The sequence below is a fragment of the Kribbella sindirgiensis genome (assembly GCF_004331435.1).
In the GTDB taxonomy this organism is placed as follows: domain Bacteria; phylum Actinomycetota; class Actinomycetes; order Propionibacteriales; family Kribbellaceae; genus Kribbella; species Kribbella sindirgiensis.
Window position 1 is genome coordinate 439571 of the sequence record NZ_SJKA01000005.1, and the last position, 17622, is coordinate 457192.

6 protein-coding genes are annotated in these 17622 nt (G+C 70.9%); 2 read left to right on the forward strand and 4 right to left on the reverse strand.

Features of this window, described 5'->3' with window-relative positions:
* Positions 1–10: 10 nt before the first annotated feature.
* On the reverse strand, positions 11–1138 hold the full coding sequence (locus E0H50_RS17100) for a Nif3-like dinuclear metal center hexameric protein (RefSeq protein ID WP_238151018.1): 1128 nt from the start codon (positions 1136–1138) through the stop codon (positions 11–13).
* A gap of 153 nt (positions 1139–1291) precedes the next feature.
* Positions 1292–2932, reverse strand: a complete 1641-nt coding sequence (locus tag E0H50_RS17105) for a glycoside hydrolase family 13 protein (RefSeq protein WP_238151019.1) — start codon at positions 2930–2932, stop codon at positions 1292–1294.
* Between the two features lie 110 nt (positions 2933–3042).
* On the opposite strand from E0H50_RS17105, the gene E0H50_RS17110 reads away from it, so the two are divergent.
* Positions 3043–4251 carry an ROK family transcriptional regulator gene (locus E0H50_RS17110; RefSeq protein WP_131289332.1) on the forward strand — a complete coding sequence of 403 codons (1209 nt, stop codon included), beginning with the start codon at positions 3043–3045 and terminating at the stop codon, positions 4249–4251.
* Between the two features lie 111 nt (positions 4252–4362).
* On the opposite strand, the gene nagZ is transcribed toward E0H50_RS17110, so the two are convergent.
* On the reverse strand, positions 4363–5847 hold the full coding sequence (nagZ, locus tag E0H50_RS17115) for a beta-N-acetylhexosaminidase (protein WP_131289334.1): 1485 nt from the start codon (positions 5845–5847) through the stop codon (positions 4363–4365).
* A gap of 428 nt (positions 5848–6275) precedes the next feature.
* Between nagZ and E0H50_RS17125 the strand changes: the two genes are divergently transcribed.
* Entirely contained in the window at positions 6276–7205 is a 930-nt protein-coding gene (locus tag E0H50_RS17125; RefSeq protein ID WP_131289336.1) for an ROK family protein, read from the forward strand.
* 464 nt (positions 7206–7669) lie between these two features.
* Here the strand turns inward: E0H50_RS17125 and E0H50_RS42970 are convergent, their stop codons facing one another.
* Complete coding sequence (locus tag E0H50_RS42970) at positions 7670–17227, reverse strand: non-ribosomal peptide synthetase/type I polyketide synthase (RefSeq protein WP_165547165.1); 9558 nt, start codon at positions 17225–17227, stop codon at positions 7670–7672.
* Positions 17228–17622: the final 395 nt, after the last annotated feature.

Sequence of the window (17622 nt, forward strand, 5' to 3'; positions counted from 1 at the left end):
GGCGGCGCGCTCAGATTCGCAGGGTCCATGCGTCCGTGCAGAGCGTTGAGATGTGAGTGTCTACGGTACTGCCTCGGGCCGCCAGTCCTTCCTGCAGGAGGCGACCGGCATCGGACAGCCACGGCCACTCGCTGGCCCAGTGCGCGACGTCGACGAGCGCGGGATCGCCGTACGCACGGGCCTCGGTGGCGGGATGGTGCCGCAGGTCGGCGGTCAGATAGGCGTCGACGCCGGCCGCGCGGACCCGGTCGAACTCCGAGTCCCCCGCTCCGCCGACCACCGCGACGGTCTCGATCGTCCGGTCGAGATCCCCGGACACCCGGACCCCGTGCTCGGTCCGCGGCAGGCGCTCCGCGACGAGCCGCGCGAACTCGGCCAGCGGCAGCGGCTCCGCGAGTACGCCGACCCGCCCGCCGCCACGCTCGCTCGGCAGGGCGGCCACCTCATAGATGTCGTACGCCGGTTCTTCGTACGAATGCGCCGCGACCAGCGCCTCGACGACCGCGCGGCGTTTGCGGCGCGGCAGCAGCATCTCGATCCGGTTCTCCGGCACGACCTCGATGTCCCCGACGGAGCCGATCGTGGGGTTCGCGCCGGCGAGCGGCCGGAAGGTGCCCTCGCCGGCGCCGCTCCACGCGGCCCGCTCGTAGTCGCCGATCTGTCCCGCGCCGGCCTTCGCCAGCGCGTCGATCATCGGCTGGGTCTCCGCGACCGGGACGAACACGACGACCTTGTCCATCGGCTCGGCCGGCATCGCCTTCAGCGGCCGGGTGTCACGCAACCCGATCGCGGCGGCGAGCGCGTCGCTGACACCGGGGTTCGCGTTGTCGGCGTTGGTGTGGCAGACGTGCAACGCGACACCGGCGCGGATCAGATCGTGGATCACGCGGCCCTTCGGCGTACTCGCGGCCACGCTGTTCACGCCGCGCAGCAGCAACGGGTGATGCGTGACGAGCAGATCGAACCCGCCGTCGATCGACTCGTCGATCACCCCCCGCATCGGGTCGACAGCGAACAGGACCCGCCGTACCTCCTGCTCCGGGTCGCCGGTCACCAGACCGACCGCGTCCCAGGATTCCGCCCAGGCCGGGTCGTAGAGCCGATCGAGAACCGCGATCACGTCCGCAAGCGTCGTCACGCGCTTATCCTGACATTCCCGCAGTTTGGCCCGCAGTTGGGACGGATCGTGACGGGGGCAACCGCCCGGTGCCCCCGCCACGTCCATCAACGCCCCGGCCACAGGGGGAGGGCCGCCTGCAGACGGCTAGACCGGAGCGGGTCTTGGGACTGGCTAGATCAGCCAGGCAGTCGTGGCGCTGGGGAGCTTGTCGCCTTCGAGTGGACCGCTGGACAGCACGACCGCCGCGTCGGGCAGTTCGACCGGTGCCGCGCCGAAGTTCGTGACGCTCTGCCAGCCGCCCGAGCGGACGAAGTGCAGTACGTCGTCGGTGCCGTCGATCCAGGTGAGCGAGCTGCCGGTGCGCAGCCCACGCCGTACGGCGAGAGCCTTGCGGTACAGGCTCAGCGTCGACTCCGCGTCGTCCTGCTGCGCCTCGACGGAGTACGCGCCGAACCACTTCGGCTGCAGCAGGTGCGACCCGCCCGTACCGAAGCCGAACGACAGGCCACCGACAGTCCACGGCAGCGGCACGCGGCAGCCGTCACGGCCCTTCTCGGCACCCTTCGACCGGAAGTACGCCGGGTCCTGCAGGTTCGCGGCCGGCAGTTCGCCGACCTCCTGCAGCCCGAGCTCCTCCCCCTGGTACAGGTACGCCGAACCCGGCAACGCCAGCATCAGCAGGGTCGCGGCGCGAGCCCGGCGCAGACCGAGCGCGACGTCGACAGTCGGCTCGGTGCCGTTGCTCAGCAGCCAGTCCTTACCGTCCTGCCAGCCGCCCTTCGGGTTCTTCGGCAGGCCGTACCGGGTGGCGTGCCGGACGACGTCGTGGTTCGAGAACACCCACGTCGACGACGAGCCGTTCTCCGCGGCGAGCGCGAGGTTCTCCTCGATCACCTGGCGGAACTTCTCGTACTCGAAGTCGGCCTGCAGCAGGTCGAAGTTGAACGCCTGCCCGAGCCCGTCGGCACTCGCGTAGCGGGCCCGGCGAGCGGCCGGTACGAACGCCTCGGCGACCGCCGACCGCGGCGGGTCGTAGGTGTTCAGCAGCTTGCGCCAGTCCTTGTAGATCTCGTGCACGCCGTCCTGGTCCCAGAGCGGGTGCTTGCCGTTCGACTCCGACTGCCGGGGCAGCGTGGCCTTCGACGGGAACGGCTCGGACAGGTCCTTCACGAGCGCGTGCGCGACATCGACGCGGAAGCCGTCGACGCCACGGTCCGACCAGAACTTCAGGGTGTCCAGGAAGTCCGCGCGCACCTCGGGGTGCTGCCAGTTCAGGTCGGGCTGCTCGGCCGCGAACATGTGCAGGTACCACTGGCCGTCGTCGGTCTGCGCCCAGGCGGAGCCGCCGAACACCGAGTCCCAGTCCGACGGCGGCTGGTCGGGGGCACCGCCTTCCGGGCCGTCGCGGAAGATGTACCGGTCCCGGGCCGGGTGGCCCTTCGCGGCCTCGAGCGCCTCGACGAACCACTCGTGCCGGTCGGACGTGTGGTTCGGGACGATGTCGACGATCAGCTTGATGTTCTCCGCGTGCAGCGCCGCGATCAGCTCGTCGAAGTCCTCCAGGGTCCCGAGCCGCGGGTCGACGTTGCGGTAGTCGTCCACGTCGTACCCGCCGTCGGCCAGCGCGGACGGGTAGAAGGGGCTCAGCCAGACCGCGTCGATGCCCAGCGCCACCAGGTACGGGACTCGACTGATGATGCCGGGCAGGTCGCCGACACCGTCGCCGTTGGCATCGGCGAAGCTGCGCGGATAGATCTGGTAGACGACGGCTTGCCGCCACCAGTCGGGGTCGGTGGACTGCGGAGTGGTCACTGATGCCTCACACGGAAGTCTGTTGGTAACCCGGCGTTTATATATAGGCTCTAAATTTAGAATCTGCATGTATTCTGCGGTCGGTACGACGACGAGGTCAAGGGGCTTTCATGGCGAAACCACCGACAACGCCGCCCACGGCCACGCCGACGATGCTGCGGCGGGTGAACGCGGGCAAGGTACTCGGCGTGCTCACCCGCGCCCGGGTGATGACAGGAACCGGCCTGATCGAGGCCACCGGTCTCACCCGCGCGACCGTGCACGCGGTCTGCAACGACCTGATCTCGATGGGCTGGGTGGTCGAGCTCGACCCCGGCCGGACGTCGGTCGGACGGCCGTCGCGGCGGTTCGAGTTCAACAGCCACGCGGGGTACGTGCTCGGCATCGACATCGGCGCCGCCAAGACGACGGTGCTGGTCTCCGACCTGCGCGGCGAGACGGTGGCCAAGGCCGGGCGGTCGGCCGCCGGTGTGACGACGCCGAGTGAGCGGACGGAGATCGTGCACGAGACCGTGGTCGAGGCGCTCGCGTCCGCGGGTGTGACGGACGCTCAGGTCCTCGCCGCCGGTGCGGGGGTCGCGGCACCTGTCGACCGCGACGGGAACATCCTCGTCGACGACGAGTTCTGGCGGCGCTTCGACACCGGGCTCGCGCAGCGGCTGACCGAACTGCACGGGTGGCCGGTCCTGCTGGAGAACGACGCGAACCTCGCGACGCTCGGGGAGCACTGGCGGGGCGAGGCGCGCAACGTCGACGACCTCGTCGTACTGCTCGCCGGCGAACGGTTCGGGTCGGGTCTGATGGACTCCGGCCGGTTGCTGCACGGCAGTCGCGGCGGCGCCGGCGAGATGGTGTTCCTCAAGCTGGTCGAGGGCGTCGGCGACACCCACGGGATCGCCCGGATCGCCCGCGAGAACGGTACGGCGGCGGTCGCGGACGCGGCCGTGGAAACGTCACTGCGTGACCTCGCGACCGACGGCGTGGTGACCGCCGAGCAGGTTTTCCGCGCCGCCGCCGACGGCGACAAGGTGGCCCAGAGCATCCTTCAGGACATTGCCGGCCGGACCGCGCGGGTGGTCGCGACGCTCGGCGCCCTGTTCAATCCCGAACTGGTGGTCCTGGGCGGCGCCGTCGCCGAGGCCGCTGCCGCTCTCCTTCCCGACCTAGAAGCCAACCTGGCGCACTACACCAGCACTCCCCCACGCGTCGCCGTCTCCTCACTCGGCGACGCGATCGTCTCGGTCGGCGCCGTCCGCCACGCCCTCAACCACGTCGAGGAGCATGCGCTGGACCTCGAGCTGGGGTGCCGCTCCGACTGAGGTCATCTGCAGCTCGACAGTACGTATACGCCCACTACGCCGGCTCGGCCGTCCCGCTGAGCGTGCGTCCGGCCGGTCCGGCCGGACACCTCCTGTCGAGCTGCCGTCGGCCTAGCCTTCGCGGGTCAGCGCCTTGGCGATCGCTTCCAGGACGATGACGTTGCGGCCTGAGGTGGTGGCGGAGGGGGTGCCGGCGGGGACGAGGGCCTGGTCCTCGGGGATGCCGGTGCAGAGTACGAAGACGTTGTCGGGGTGGCCCTGGACGAGGTGGTTGAGGGCCTCGCGCATCCACGGCGTCCGGCCGGCGTCTTGCACGGCGATCACCAGCGGCCGGCCCTGCGCGGCCTTGGCTGCTTTCGCGATCGCGTCGTCCTGCGGCTCGCCGTTGTCCGTGAGGTGGTGCTCACCGCGGAGTACGACGCCCTCGGCACCGGGAGCGACCCGCGTGAAGATCTCGGGCAGCCCGGAGAAGTAGGGATTCCAGGCCGGATGCAGGCCCTGCGTCAGATCGACGACGTACGGCGTCGCGCCGAACGCCGGGAACGTCTGCCCGGCCACCACCCGCGCGGCGACCTCGCGGATCGGAGCGCCGTCGAGACCCGGCTGCCGACTGCGCTGCCCGAGTGAGGTGGCGAGGGCCCGGACCCGGGACGCGGCGTCGGCGACCCGCTCAGCCGGGAGAGTCCCGGTGCGGACGGCGTCGACCACGCGGGCGGTCAGCGCCTGCGGGTCCGCCGTACCGACCGCGATCATCGCGAGGTCCGCGCCGGCTCCGATCGACGCGACCGCGGCGTCCTCGATCGAGCGGTTCTTCGTGATCGCCTGCATCTCGAGCGCGTCGGTGGTGATGACGCCGGTGAAGCCGAGTTCCTCGCGCAGCAGTCCGGTCAGCACCCGGTGCGAGAGCGTGGCCGGCTGGTCGTCGTACGCCGAGAAGATGATGTGCGCGCTCATCACGACGTCGGCACCGGCGGCGATGGTCGCTCGGAACGGTGCGAGCTCGACGGCCGCGACCTCTTCGATCGAACGGTCGACCCGCGGAAGGTCGGTGTGCGAGTCGACCGCGACGTCGCCGTGGCCCGGGAAATGCTTCGGGCAGGCGGCGATCCCGGCGGCGTGGACACCCTCGACGAACGCGACGCCGTGCCGCGCGACGACGTCCGCGGTGCGGCCGAACGAGCGGGTGGAGATGATCGGGTTCGCCGGGTTGCTGTTCACGTCGACAGACGGGGCCAGCATCAGGTCGATCCCGAGCGCAGCCAGGGTCGCGGCCGCGTCCCGGGCCGCGGCGCGGGTCAGGTCGACGTCGTCCAGGTCGCCCAGCAGGCGCGGGGAGGCCAGGGGCCACGGATTCGCCGGCGCGAGGTGGCTGAACTCGCCCCCCTCGTGGTCGATCGCCACGATCAGATCCGGCCGCTCGGCCCGCAAGGCGGCCGTCAGCGCCGCCACCTGCTCGGCGTCCGCCACGTTGCGGGTGAACAGGATGACGGCCCCGAGCCCGCCCGCCACGGCGCGCCGCAGCTCGTCAGGCGCCGAAGTCCCAGCAAAACCGACCACCAACGAGCCGGCCGCGTCACGATCCAGTTGATCACTCATCCCCCAACCCTCTCCCCCACCCGGCCCACCCCGCCACCCCGCCCCCCTCTCAGGCACCCACGCCGCCACCAACCTCCGCACTTTGAGCCCCCACCAACCATTTCGAAGGCCGCGAAATGGTTGGTGGGAGCTCAAAGCCGCCCGGGCCGGCGGTGGGTGGGACGTGAGGCGGACGGTGGGTGAGGAGGTGGGCGGGCGGTGGGTGAGGAGGTGGGTGGGAGTGCGCGGGAGGTGGTGGGGCGGTGGGTTGTGGAGGGGTCGGGGAAGGTTGAGGGAGGGCTTGAGGGGCATCGTTGTCAGGCGTTGTCATGGCAGTTACCTGCCTCCTTCCTGCGGGTTTTCCGTGATTACCACGGATCACCCCTGTCTGTTCGGGCCGACTACAGATAACGTTGTCTCTCGACCTGACCGCCCTGACCGGGGGGACGATGAGCGACGACACAGCGAAGGCGCGGGGAACCGTGCTGGGAATCGACATCGGCGGCACGAAGATGGCCGCCGCTTTGGTGTCCGCGGACGGCACGGTTCTCACCGGTGACCGGATCGCTACCCCGTCCGGTGACGCCGACCAGGTGTTCGCCGCCCTCGGTGAGCTGATCGAGCGGGTGAGCGGCGACGCGGCCCCGCTGGCCGTCGGCATCGGCTCGGCCGGACCGGTCGACCAGCAGCACGGTCTGGTCTCCCCGGTGAACATCGCCGGCTGGCGCAACTTCCCGATCGTCGACCGGGTCCGCGCGATGACCGGCGACATCCCCGTCGCGCTCGGGCTCGACGGGCACTGTTTCGCGCTCGGTGAGTTCTGGGGCGGCGCCGGCCGCGACGCCCACACCCTGCTCGGCATCGTCGTCTCGACCGGAGTCGGCGGCGGCCTCGTCGTCGACGGCAAGCCACTGATCGGCCAGTCCGGCAACGCGGCCCACATCGGCCACGTGGTGATCGACCAGGACGGCGAGGCCTGCGTGTGCGGCTCGTTCGGCTGTGTCGAGGCGTACGCGAGCGGCCCGCGGATGGTGGCCCGCGCGCAACGCAGCGGCTGGCGGACCGGCGAGACCGTGGATGCCGAAGTACTGGCCGCCGATGCCGCGGCCGGGGACGAGCTCGCGCTGGCCGCGTTCGACGACGGGGCGCAGGCATTGGCCGCGGGAATCGTCGCGACGGCCGTGACCGTCGACCTGACCGCGGTCGTGATCGGCGGCGGGGTCGCGAAGGCGGGACCGGTGCTGTTCGACCCGGTGCAGGCGTGGGTGAAGCGGCTGGCGCAGCTGCCGTTCGTCACGGACCTCACTGTGGTGCCCGCCCAACTGGACAATGCGGGCCTGCTCGGCGCCGCGCACCAGGCCTGGGCTGCACTGGCCTGACCCGGCATCGCCCGGTACACACACTTTTGCGCGTTGGGTAAGGCCTCTCCCGCGCAACTTTGCGCAATTTTTACGAATCTCCGCGATCCGTGTAACGAGGGACCTTCGTCACGCGATGCAACGGATGGATGGGGTGGGGGCACCGTCATCCACGACCGGTCGAGGGGGGCTCAGGCCGGGCGTCAACCGGGAGATCGAGGGGGCTTTGGTCAACCGGAACACGTGAGCGGCGGGTGAGGGCACTCTCCCGCCGCAACCGTGTGACCCTCAGGGTCGGGAACCAGTCTGCCGACGGCAGCGTCCGACTACTTCAACGTGATCGATCCTGTGGAGGGATGGGATCGAACGCGGGTTCTGCATCGCGTACGGCGGACGGTGGCTGTTTGGGAGGGCTGCCACCGACTTGCCCACCGTCCTCGTTGCAGAACCGATGCCCTGGCCCGGACCCCCTAGGGAGACGTGCCCTAGGGCTTCAGCCACTCCGGCTCGGGCAGCCGGGAGCGGTCCAGCCGGCCGTTGTCGTCCAGCGGCAGCTCTTCGATCGGGATCAGGTCCGCCGGTACCAGGTAGATCGGCAGTTCCTTGCCCAGGTCAAGCATCAGCCGTGCCAGTACGGCGGGGTCGCTGTCCTCGAGCACGACGTACCCGATCAGGCAGGTGTCACCGCCCGGGTCCGAACAGGCGACCACGACCGCGTCGACGACGCCGGGCTGGTCCGCCAGCACGTGCTCCGTCTCGCCGGGTTCGACCCGATGGCCCCGGATCTTCACCTGGTCGTCCGCGCGGCCGAGGTACTCCAAGGTGCCGTCGGCGCGCCAGCGGCCGAGGTCCCGGCTGCGGTACAGCCGCGCGCCCGGGTGGCCCGGATCCGCGACGAACGCGCGCTCGGTCTCCTCCGGACGCCCGATGTAGCCCTGGGCAACGGCGGCGCCGCCGAGGTGGATCTCGCCGACCGCACCGACCGGCACGGGCCGCAGCGCGGCGTCCAGCAGCCGTACGGCGACACCGTCGATGGGCCGCCCGATCGACGGCCGGTCCTCGGCCGGGTCGACCGCGTGGATCGTGGTCACGATCGACGCCTCGGTCGGTCCGTACTCGTTGAACAGCCGGCACTCCGGATGCGCATCGAGGAAGTCCCGCACCTTGTGGGTCAGCACCATCGCCTCGCCGCCCGCGACGATCTCCCGCAACTCGGGCAGCTCCGGCAGCCGGCGCATCGTCGCCAGCAACGCGGTCAGCGGGCTGAATGCCATGAACAACCGCTGCACCCCGTGGTCACGCAGCGCCGCCACGACCGCGTCCGGGTCGTACCGGTCGTCCTCGCCGATCAGCACCAGCGCCGCGCCCGACGCCAGCGTCGTGAACATCTCCTGCACGTGGACGTCGAAGCCGAACGACGTCCACTGCAGCGTCCGTAGCGATCGCCGGGTCCGCAAGTAGTGCCGGACCAGGTTCACCGGGCCGCGGTGCGGGACCACGACGCCCTTCGGGTTGCCGCTCGATCCGGACGTGTAGATGCAGTACGCCACGTCATCGGCCGCGGCCCGCACCGGCGGCGCCTGCTTCGCCCGCGTGTCGCCATCGCCGCCGGCCACCGGAACGAGCCGCAGGTTGAGGCGGTCGGCCAGCGCCGCGTCGTCACCGACCAACGCGACGGCCGCCGCGTCCTGCACCATGAACGCCCACCGGGACTCCGGTACACCGGGGTCGAGCGGCAGGTACGCCGCACCGGACTTGAGGACCGCCAGCACCGCGACGACCATCTCGGTACCGCGGGCCACGCGGACCGCGACCAACTGGCCCGGCTTCACGCCGAGATCGGCGAGCTGCCACGCGACCGCGTTCGAGCGGCGGTCGAGTTCGGCGTACGTCAGCTCGCGGCCGTCCTGGATCAGCGCGATCGCGTCCGGCGTCCGCGCGACCTGCTGCTCGAACAGGGTGTGCAGCCCGCTGAGTTCACCGGCGACGACCGCGTCCCGGCGTACCCGGCCGATCGGCCCGTTCGCGTCGGCGTCGGACTCGAGTGCCCGGAGCGCCTCGACGTCCGACTCGATCGGGAGGACCAGCTCGGGCAGGCGGAGATCCGGCGTGGTCGTTGCCCTGCGCAACACTTCGGCCAGATAGTCGAGCAGGCGCCCGATCGTCGGCTGCTCGAACAGGCCGGAGCGGTAGTCCGCCGTACAGGTCACGCCGGCCGGGTGCTGGATCAGGCGGAACCGCAGGTCGACGCTCGGCTGGAGGTCGTCGTCGTCCGCCTCCTCGAATTCGACCTGGATCTGGAACAGCGGATCGCGTTCGAGGATCTTCAGGTCGGTGCCGGCGTGGTCGGACGCGCCCGCGGTGATGTCGCGGATCCGTTCCGTCAGTTCGCCGAGGTCGGGTTCGCCGGAGAGGTCGATTCGCAGCGGGAGCGGGCGGCTTCCCTTCGAACGGAGCAGCGCGGAGCCGATGGTCACGTCGTCCTGCGCGGCGAACCGGCCGAGCACGGTTGCGGTGGCGGCGAGCATCGTCATCACCGGGCTGAGCTTGCGGTCGCGGCTGTAGGTGAGGACCGCTTCGCTGAGGTCCTTGTCCAGTTCGTGCTCGACCGAGGCGACCGCGTCGTCGCCTGCTGCGCGGGCGCGATCCGCGGGGAGGACCAACGGTTCGGCGCCGGCGAGGACCTCGGTCCAGTAGGTGAAGTCGCGGCGTTGCCGGTCGGCCGGGGACTCCGCCGTACGACGGGACTCCACAACAGGCACGTCGTCGGCGTGCAGCTCGTCGGCCGAGACGGTCTGCTCTTCTGCCGCCTGCTTGTCTGCTGCCTGCTCAGTCGTTTGCTGCTCAGTCGTTTGCTCAGCTGGTTCGCCGAGGAGGGCGAGCTGCTCGCGCATGAGCTTGGTGACGCCGTCGACCAACTGCCCGGCCACTCGGAGCTGCTGCGACATCAGCGCCGCCATCCCGTTCCCAGGCAGGTCTGCCGCACTCGTCGCAGCCGCGGCCTCGTCGACCTTCGCCGCCAGCTCCGCGAGCCCCGATCCGAGAACGGCCAACGCCGTCCGCGCATCCGGCGCCGGCTCCTCCCCCGACCCGACCTCCTCGGCAACCTCCGGGACCTCGTGCCGCGGCTCAACAGGCTCAACCGGCTCAACCGTCTGCATCGCGACCGCGGTCGCGACCTTGTGCGGTGTGTTGTACGTCAGGAACAGGTCGTCCGGCGCCAACTCGGCCTCGAACCGGCTCTTGAGCTCGTCGATCACCGGCGCCATCGACGCCGGCGTCGCGCCGAGCTCGGCGAACGTGTGGTCGACGGTCAGGTCGTACGGGTCGAGGTTGTGCACCTCGCAGGTCAGGTCGAGTACGACGTCCAGCGACTCGCGGTACCGCTCCGCGGACATCTCGTCACCGGACAGCGACCCGGCCTGGGCCAGGTAGTCCGCGTCGATCTGATGCGTCTCGTCCGGCAACGCGAACGGCGACCGCTCGGACTCCTCCGCCTGCTCGTCGACCGGCTCGACCGGCGCGCTCGGCACCGGCTCCGGCGGATCCAGCGGGATCCGCTTCACCGCGGCGCTCGACGGCGGCTCGAACACCACGGCCTGTGCGCGCGCGGCCCGCTCGAACGCGTTCTGCCGAGGCACATTGTTGTCCCCGGCAACCGCCGTACCAGGACCGGCCAGCACCGTCACCGACGGGTCGACCGGGTGGTGCACCCGGCGGAACGGGTACGTCGGCAACGGGACCCGCCCGCCGTCCGCGTACACCTTCGCCCACGCGATCTCGGTGCCCTGCTCGTACAGCTCGGCCAGGCCGTTCATCGTCGCGAGCACCGGGTCCTGACCGAGGCGCTGCGCGGGAATCCACGTGCTGTTCGGCGCGATCCGGCGACCCGCGGGACTCAGTACGGCGTCGGGCCCGAGCTCCAGGAACCGGCGGCAACCGGCCGCCGTCACCGCCTCGACCGCGTCACCGAACAGCACCGGCTGCCGCAACTGACCGACCAGGTAGTCGCTGTCGAGCACGGTGCCGGACTCGAGCAGATCACCCGACCAGCTCGACACCATCGGCGTCCGCAGCGGCTTCAGCGTGATCTCGCGGACGATCTCCGCGAAGTCGGCCAGTATTGGGTCCACCAATGAACTGTGGAACGCGCGGTCGACGTCCAGCCGCTGCCAGGCGACCTGCAGCTGATCGAGTTGCGCGGCCAACTGCCCGACGATGACCTCGGACCCGGTCAGCACGAACGACTGCGGGCCGTTGCCTGCGGCAACCTCCACGCCGGCGGTCCGGGCGATCTCGCGGACCCGGTCGGCGTCGGCGCGGACCGCGACCATCGCGCCGGGGACCGTGCCCCGCTGCATGAGTTCGCCACGCTTCGCGGTGAGGCGTACGCCGTCCGCCAGCGAGAGGGCGCCCGCGACACACAGAGCGGCGTACTCGCCGACGCTGTGCCCGACGACGAGCGCGGGCTGGACGCCGAACGACTGCCAGAGGCGGGCCAGTGCGAGCTCGAACGCGAACAGTGCGGGCTGCGCGGTCTCGGTCGGCCACACACCTTCCGCCGTACCGGCCGGTGTGAGGAGCAGTTCGAGCAGGCTGCCGCCGGTCTCCTCGTGGTAGACGCGGTCGCATTCGTCGAGGACCGAACGGAACACCGGGAAGCGAGCGGCCAGGCCGGCGGCCATTCCGCGCCGGGCTGCACCCTGTCCGGTGAATGCGTAGCCGAGCGGGCCGGGTCCGCCGCGCGGCACCTCGGTCGGCTGGGCGGAGCCGAGAGCGGTAACAAGTTCGGCCTCGGTGCTGCCAGCGACCGCGATCCGGTGCCGGTGCGCCGGCCGGCCGAGCGCCGCCGTACCGGCGAGATCGATGAGACGGTGGCCCGTGCCGTGGCCCAGGTCGGACCGGTACATCTCGACGAGGTCCGCGAGGGCGTCCGGGTCCGGCGCGGACACCGGCAGTACGACGGGGCCGTCGTCACCGCGGCGGATCTGGCGCGGGGCCTCCTCGAGGATCACGTGCGCGTTCGTGCCACCCGTGTCGAGGGCGCTGACGCCGGCGCGGAGCGTCGTACCACCGGACAGCAGCGGTACCGTCCACTCGCGCACCTCGGTACCGATCACGAACGGGCTGCCGTCGAGGGCGAGCTCCGGGTCCGGCTCGGTGACGTTGATGGTCGGCACCAGCATCCGGTGCTGCAGCATCAGGATCGTCTTGATCAGACCGGCCATGCCCGCGGCGCTGTCCAGGTGGCCGATGTTCGGCTTCACGGATCCCAGCGTGCAGAACCCGACCTTGTCGGTGTGCCGGCGGAGCGCGGTCGTCAGCGCCTTCACCTCGGCGGCGTCCGCGGCCGGGCTGCCGATCCCGTGCGCCTCGATGTAGCTCAGCGAGTCGGCGTCGAACCCGGCGCGGTCGAGCGCGCGCTCGATCAGCTCGGCCTGGTTCCCGGCCGGCACATCCTCGTTGCTGACCGCCGTACCGCGAATCACGGCGTACACCGTGTCGCCGTCGGTCAGCGCCTGGTCCAGCCGCTTCAGCAGTACGGCGGCGACGCCGTTCCCGCCGACCGTCCCGTCGGCGTCGGACGCGAACGCGCGGATCTGACCGCTCGGCGACAGGATCGAGTTCGGCGTCGGGTGGTACGTCGTTGCCTGCGGCACCTGTACGGCCGCGGCACCGGCCAGGGCGAGGTCCGCGTCGCCGGATCGGAGCGCCTGACAGGCGAGATGCACCGCGACGAGCGACGACGAGGAGGCCGACTGTACGCCGATCGCGGGGCCGGTCAGGCCGAGCCGGTACGCGACGCGGGTGGCGATCGAATCGCGGGACTGGTGCTGGCGGTTGTACAGGTTCATGCCCGAGCCCGCGAACACACCGACCCGGTTCGTCGTACCGGCGTACCCGCCGTGCTCCAGCGCCTGATGACAAACCTCGAGGAACAACCGCTGCGCCGGATCCATCAACTCGGCTTCGCGATCACTCAACCCGAAGAACTTCGCATCGAACGACTCGACATGCTCCAGCACACCGCTGACCGCAACAACCCCGTCCCCCGATTCCCGCCGGAGGCTCTCCTCGCCGGCGACGAGGTTCTCCCAGAACTGCTCCACCCCCTCAGCCCCCGGAAACCGCCCAGCCACCCCCACAACCGCCACCGGCTCCACGACCCCAACCCTGCCGACCGGGGGCGCAGCTTCCGCACCGACGGCGCTGCCCTCAGCCGCGTCCTGTGCGTCCGGTACGACGGCAGCCGCAACGCTCCCAGCATCAGCGGACTCGACACCATCCACATCCACCACGACAAGCGCCGCAGCCCCCGCACCCTCCTGCTCCTGCTCCTGCTCCTGCTCCTGCTCCTGCTCCTGCTCCTGCTCCTGCTCCTGCTCCTGCTCTGCGTCGTCAGCCGTACTCGACTCGTCCTCGTCCGGCGCGCTCTGCTCGGAGCTCGCCTGCTCCAACTCGTGCGCATCCGCCGGGACCACCGAAGCCTCACCCGGCTCGGCATCCAACGCCGCTTCATGCACAACCACGCGAGACTCATCGCCGGCACCGATCTCGCTGACTACTCCGTCCGCGAAAACCTCGTAGACACGGGGTTCGACCACACGCCCTTCACCAGCACCGACCTCGTCCGCAGGACTCTGGTCGGCATCGATCTCGTCATCCGCGTCCACATCACCCGGGTACGGCACAACCTCGCCGTACGACGCACCCGCGACAGCATCACCCTCGACCGCCGCATCCCCACCGTCCTCACCAGCGGAACCACCCGCCGAGGACTCCGCAACCTCAACCCGGACGTCGTCATCGGCCACATCCGCAGCGGTCGCCTCCACCGCATCCGCATCCGTCGCGTCCGCAGCATCCATCGCGTCGGTCGCGTCGGTCGCGTCGGTCGCGTCGGTCGCGTCGGTCGCGTCGGTCGCGTCCGTCGGGTCCGTGGATTCGGTCGCGTCCGTGGTGTCCGTCGCGTCCGTGGTGTCCGTCGCGTCCGTGGTGTCCGTGGTGTCCGTCGCGTCCGAGGTGTCCGTCGCGTCGGTGGTGTCCGTCGCCTCCGCAGCATCCGTCGCGTCCGTGGCATCGACCGCTTCGGTCTCCTCCGTGGCATCGGTCGCATCCGTCATGTCAGCGGCATCGGTCGCGTCGGCGGGGTCCGGTGTGTCCAACTCGTTCGCGGTGTCGTGCGGCTCGAGGTCGGCGGACCTCTCGTCAGCGGACGACGTCTGATCTCCGTCCAGTTCGTCGTCGCCGCCGCCGGCAACTTCGTCGTACGACAGTCCCGCGGAGTCGTCGTCCTCAGACGCCGTCTGCTCTTCGACCGGCTCCTCAGCGCCACCCGCCGCAGCCTCATACGACTGCGCATCCTCAGACAGCCCAGCAGAGTCCTCCGCCTCGGCCGAGTCCTCATCCGCAGACGACGTCTGGTCGTCGGCTGGTACGTCGGCGCTCGCGGCCGCGGCGTCGTGCAGCTGCTCGGTCTCGGATCGGTCTGCGGTCTGCTCGGACTCATCCGAGTCCTCGTCCGCGGACGAGATTCGCTCATCGACCAGTCCATCGGCGCCGACGACCGCAGCGTCGTACGGCTGCGCATCCTCAGACAGCCCGCCGGTGGGCTCCGACTCAACGGAGTCCTCATCCGTTGACGACGTCTGCTCGTCCGCCGGTACGTCGGTCGCGGCGTGCGACTGGGCGGCCTCAGACGGCTCGGTGCTGTGCTCCTGCTCGGCGGAATCCTCGTCGGCACGCAGTGTGTGTTCTTCGTTCAGTACGTCGGCGGGCGCGGCGTCGTACGGCTGCTCGGCGGTGGGGGCCGTGGGCTCTGCGGCATCAGGCTGCGGGGTGGGGTCCGGCGCGACGTCGGGCACGGCAGGAGCTGACGAGTCGGTGGCCGTCGGAGCGGAGGCGGGCGGCGAGTAGGCCGCGGGCGGGGGCGGCGGCGTGGGACCGAGCGCGGGTGCCGTCACGGCGGGCTCATGCTCAGGTGCCGACGCGGTGCCGGCGGCTTGCTCGGGTGCCGGTGAGGTGCGGGCCTCGGGGGTTGGTGCGGTGGGCGCGGGAGCTGGCGTGGTGGGGGGTGGTGGGGTGCCTAGGGTGGGGCGTTGGGGGGGGGTGGGGATGGATTGTTGGAGTTCTCGTTTCCACGCCAGGCGGACGACCGGGAGTTCGGTGGTGCGTTCGGCGGCTTCTTCGTCGGCGAACGGGGTGGATTCGGGGGTGCTGGAGGGGCCTTGGCCGGTGGGGCCGGAGGCGGGGGTGGCGCCGGCGGGTTCTACGTGGGTGGTGGCGGGTTCCAGGAGGGTGCCGTCGATCCAGCGCTGCTTGAGCAATGGGCGGAGGATCTTGCCGCCGGGGGTGGTCGGGAAGTCACGGCGCGGGACGCCGACGACTTGAGCCGACAGGCCTAGGCGGGTCTGGATCAGGCTGCGGATGGCTTGGTCCATGCCGGGGACCGAGTCCGCGGTGAGCGCGTAGAAGACGACCAGGCGGTCGGTGCCGGTTGCCTCGTCGGCGATGCCGCAGGCGGCGACGAGGCCGTGTTCGGCGCCGACGACGGTGGTGGCGACGGACTCGATGTCGTGGGCGTAGTGGAGCTTGCCGGACATGATGATGCGTTCGCTGTCCCGGCCGGTGATGACAACCTGGCCGCCGGTGATGAAGCCTTGGTCGCCGGTCGCGAGCCACTTACGGGCCGGCCAGTTCCCGATCGGGAACGCGGACCGGTCCGCGTCGAGGTTCCCGAGGTACCCGGGCGTCACCCGGGCCGACGCGACCTGCAGCTGACCGATCCGGCCTTCCGGCAGTACGGCGCCGTTCGGGGCGACGATGCGCACCGTCGTACCGGGGGCGGGCGCTCCCACCGACACCAGCGACAGCACACCTGGTACTTCGGTCCGCGGCTTCCCGGGGCGCGCGACCGCGACCTTCCCGGACGACGGCCGCTGGTCGACCCATTCGACGACGCCGGTCGGTGGGATCCGGACGCGGTGCACGTTCGGCGTCAGACCGGGCCGGGCGAACGTGATGCCGGTGACCGTCTCGGTCATCCCCCAGGCTGCCACGAACGTCTCCGGCACCACCCCGAACCGGTTCGTCACCCGCAGGAACTCCGACATCACCGGCACCGTGATCTGCTCACCGCCGCTGACCAGGCTGCGCAGAGCGGACAGGTCCCAGTGCCGGTCCGGTTCGCCGGCCACGGCGGCGGTCGCGAGCCGGTACCCGAAGTTCGGCGACCACGAGTGGTTCACCCGGTGCTGCTCCATCAGGTCGAGCCAGCGCAGCGGGTTGGCCAGGACCCAGTCCGTGTTCACGTGGACGTTCGTGCAGCCGGTGAACACGGGCAGCAGGTGGTAGAGCAGGAACGCGCCGCTGCGGTCCAGCGGCAGCCAGTTCAGTGTCGTCTGCCCGGGTCGTACGGGCAGCATCGCCGGCGTACCGGCAGCGAACTCGACCAGCCCGCGGTGCGTGAGCTGCACGATCTTCGGCGTACCGGTGGAGCCCGACGACATCATCAGTACGGCGACGTCGTCCGCGGCGGGCCGGTGGAAGTCGGAGGTGGGCTCGTGCCCGGCCATCGCGTCCGGGTCGAGGACCGGGAGGCCGAGGTCGTTCGGCAGGTCGGACGGGCGGCCGATCAGGACGGTCCAGCCGAGCAGGTCAGTGATCCGGCGGAGGCGTTCGCGGCCCTCCTCGGTGCGGTCGCCGCCCGGGTTCGGCGCGACCAGGAGCGGGCGGATGCCGCCCAGGGTGCAGGCCCAGAACGCGGCGAAGAAGCCGACCGGCTCGGTGCAGTGCACGACCGCGGGGTCTCCGGCGCGTACGCCGTTGGCTCGCAGGCCGGCCAGGATCCGGGCGGCCAGCTCGAGCAGCGTCGGGAAGTCGAGTTTGGTCTCGCGGCCGTCCGCCCCGATCTCGACGACACCGGCGCCGCCGAAGTCGCGGGCGGCGCGGAGCAGCGCGCTCGGCAGGTCGCGGGGGTACCCGGCGGGAATCATCAACGCCGGCCCGGTGGAGATCGCCGGCCGGTCCGCACCACTTCTCACGCCGATGCCACCACCAGCGGAGCCGCCGATCGCCCAGGGGTGTCGACCACGGTCGCGGGTACGACGGGGCGCTCGGCCGGTTGGCGACCCACGGACACGTGCCTCCCCAACTCGACGGGGCGGGTTCTGGGCAGACCCGCCTCACTTCACACCGACAGCAGCCCCGTTCTCCGCCTGCCGGAACGATGCCGTGACCGGGCACACCCGGTGCGTCATCACGCCGACCGACAGCCGTGAACCCTACCAGCCGCGACCCGCCCTGGAGGAGTCCGTTCTCACCAGCCGATGGTTAAGAATTCCGTGCGAACCACTGACCACCGACATGGTTCCAACGAGTGACCGCGGGTTCCGATACGCCCCGTACGAAAGCCGGTCACGACCACAGCGCGTCAGTA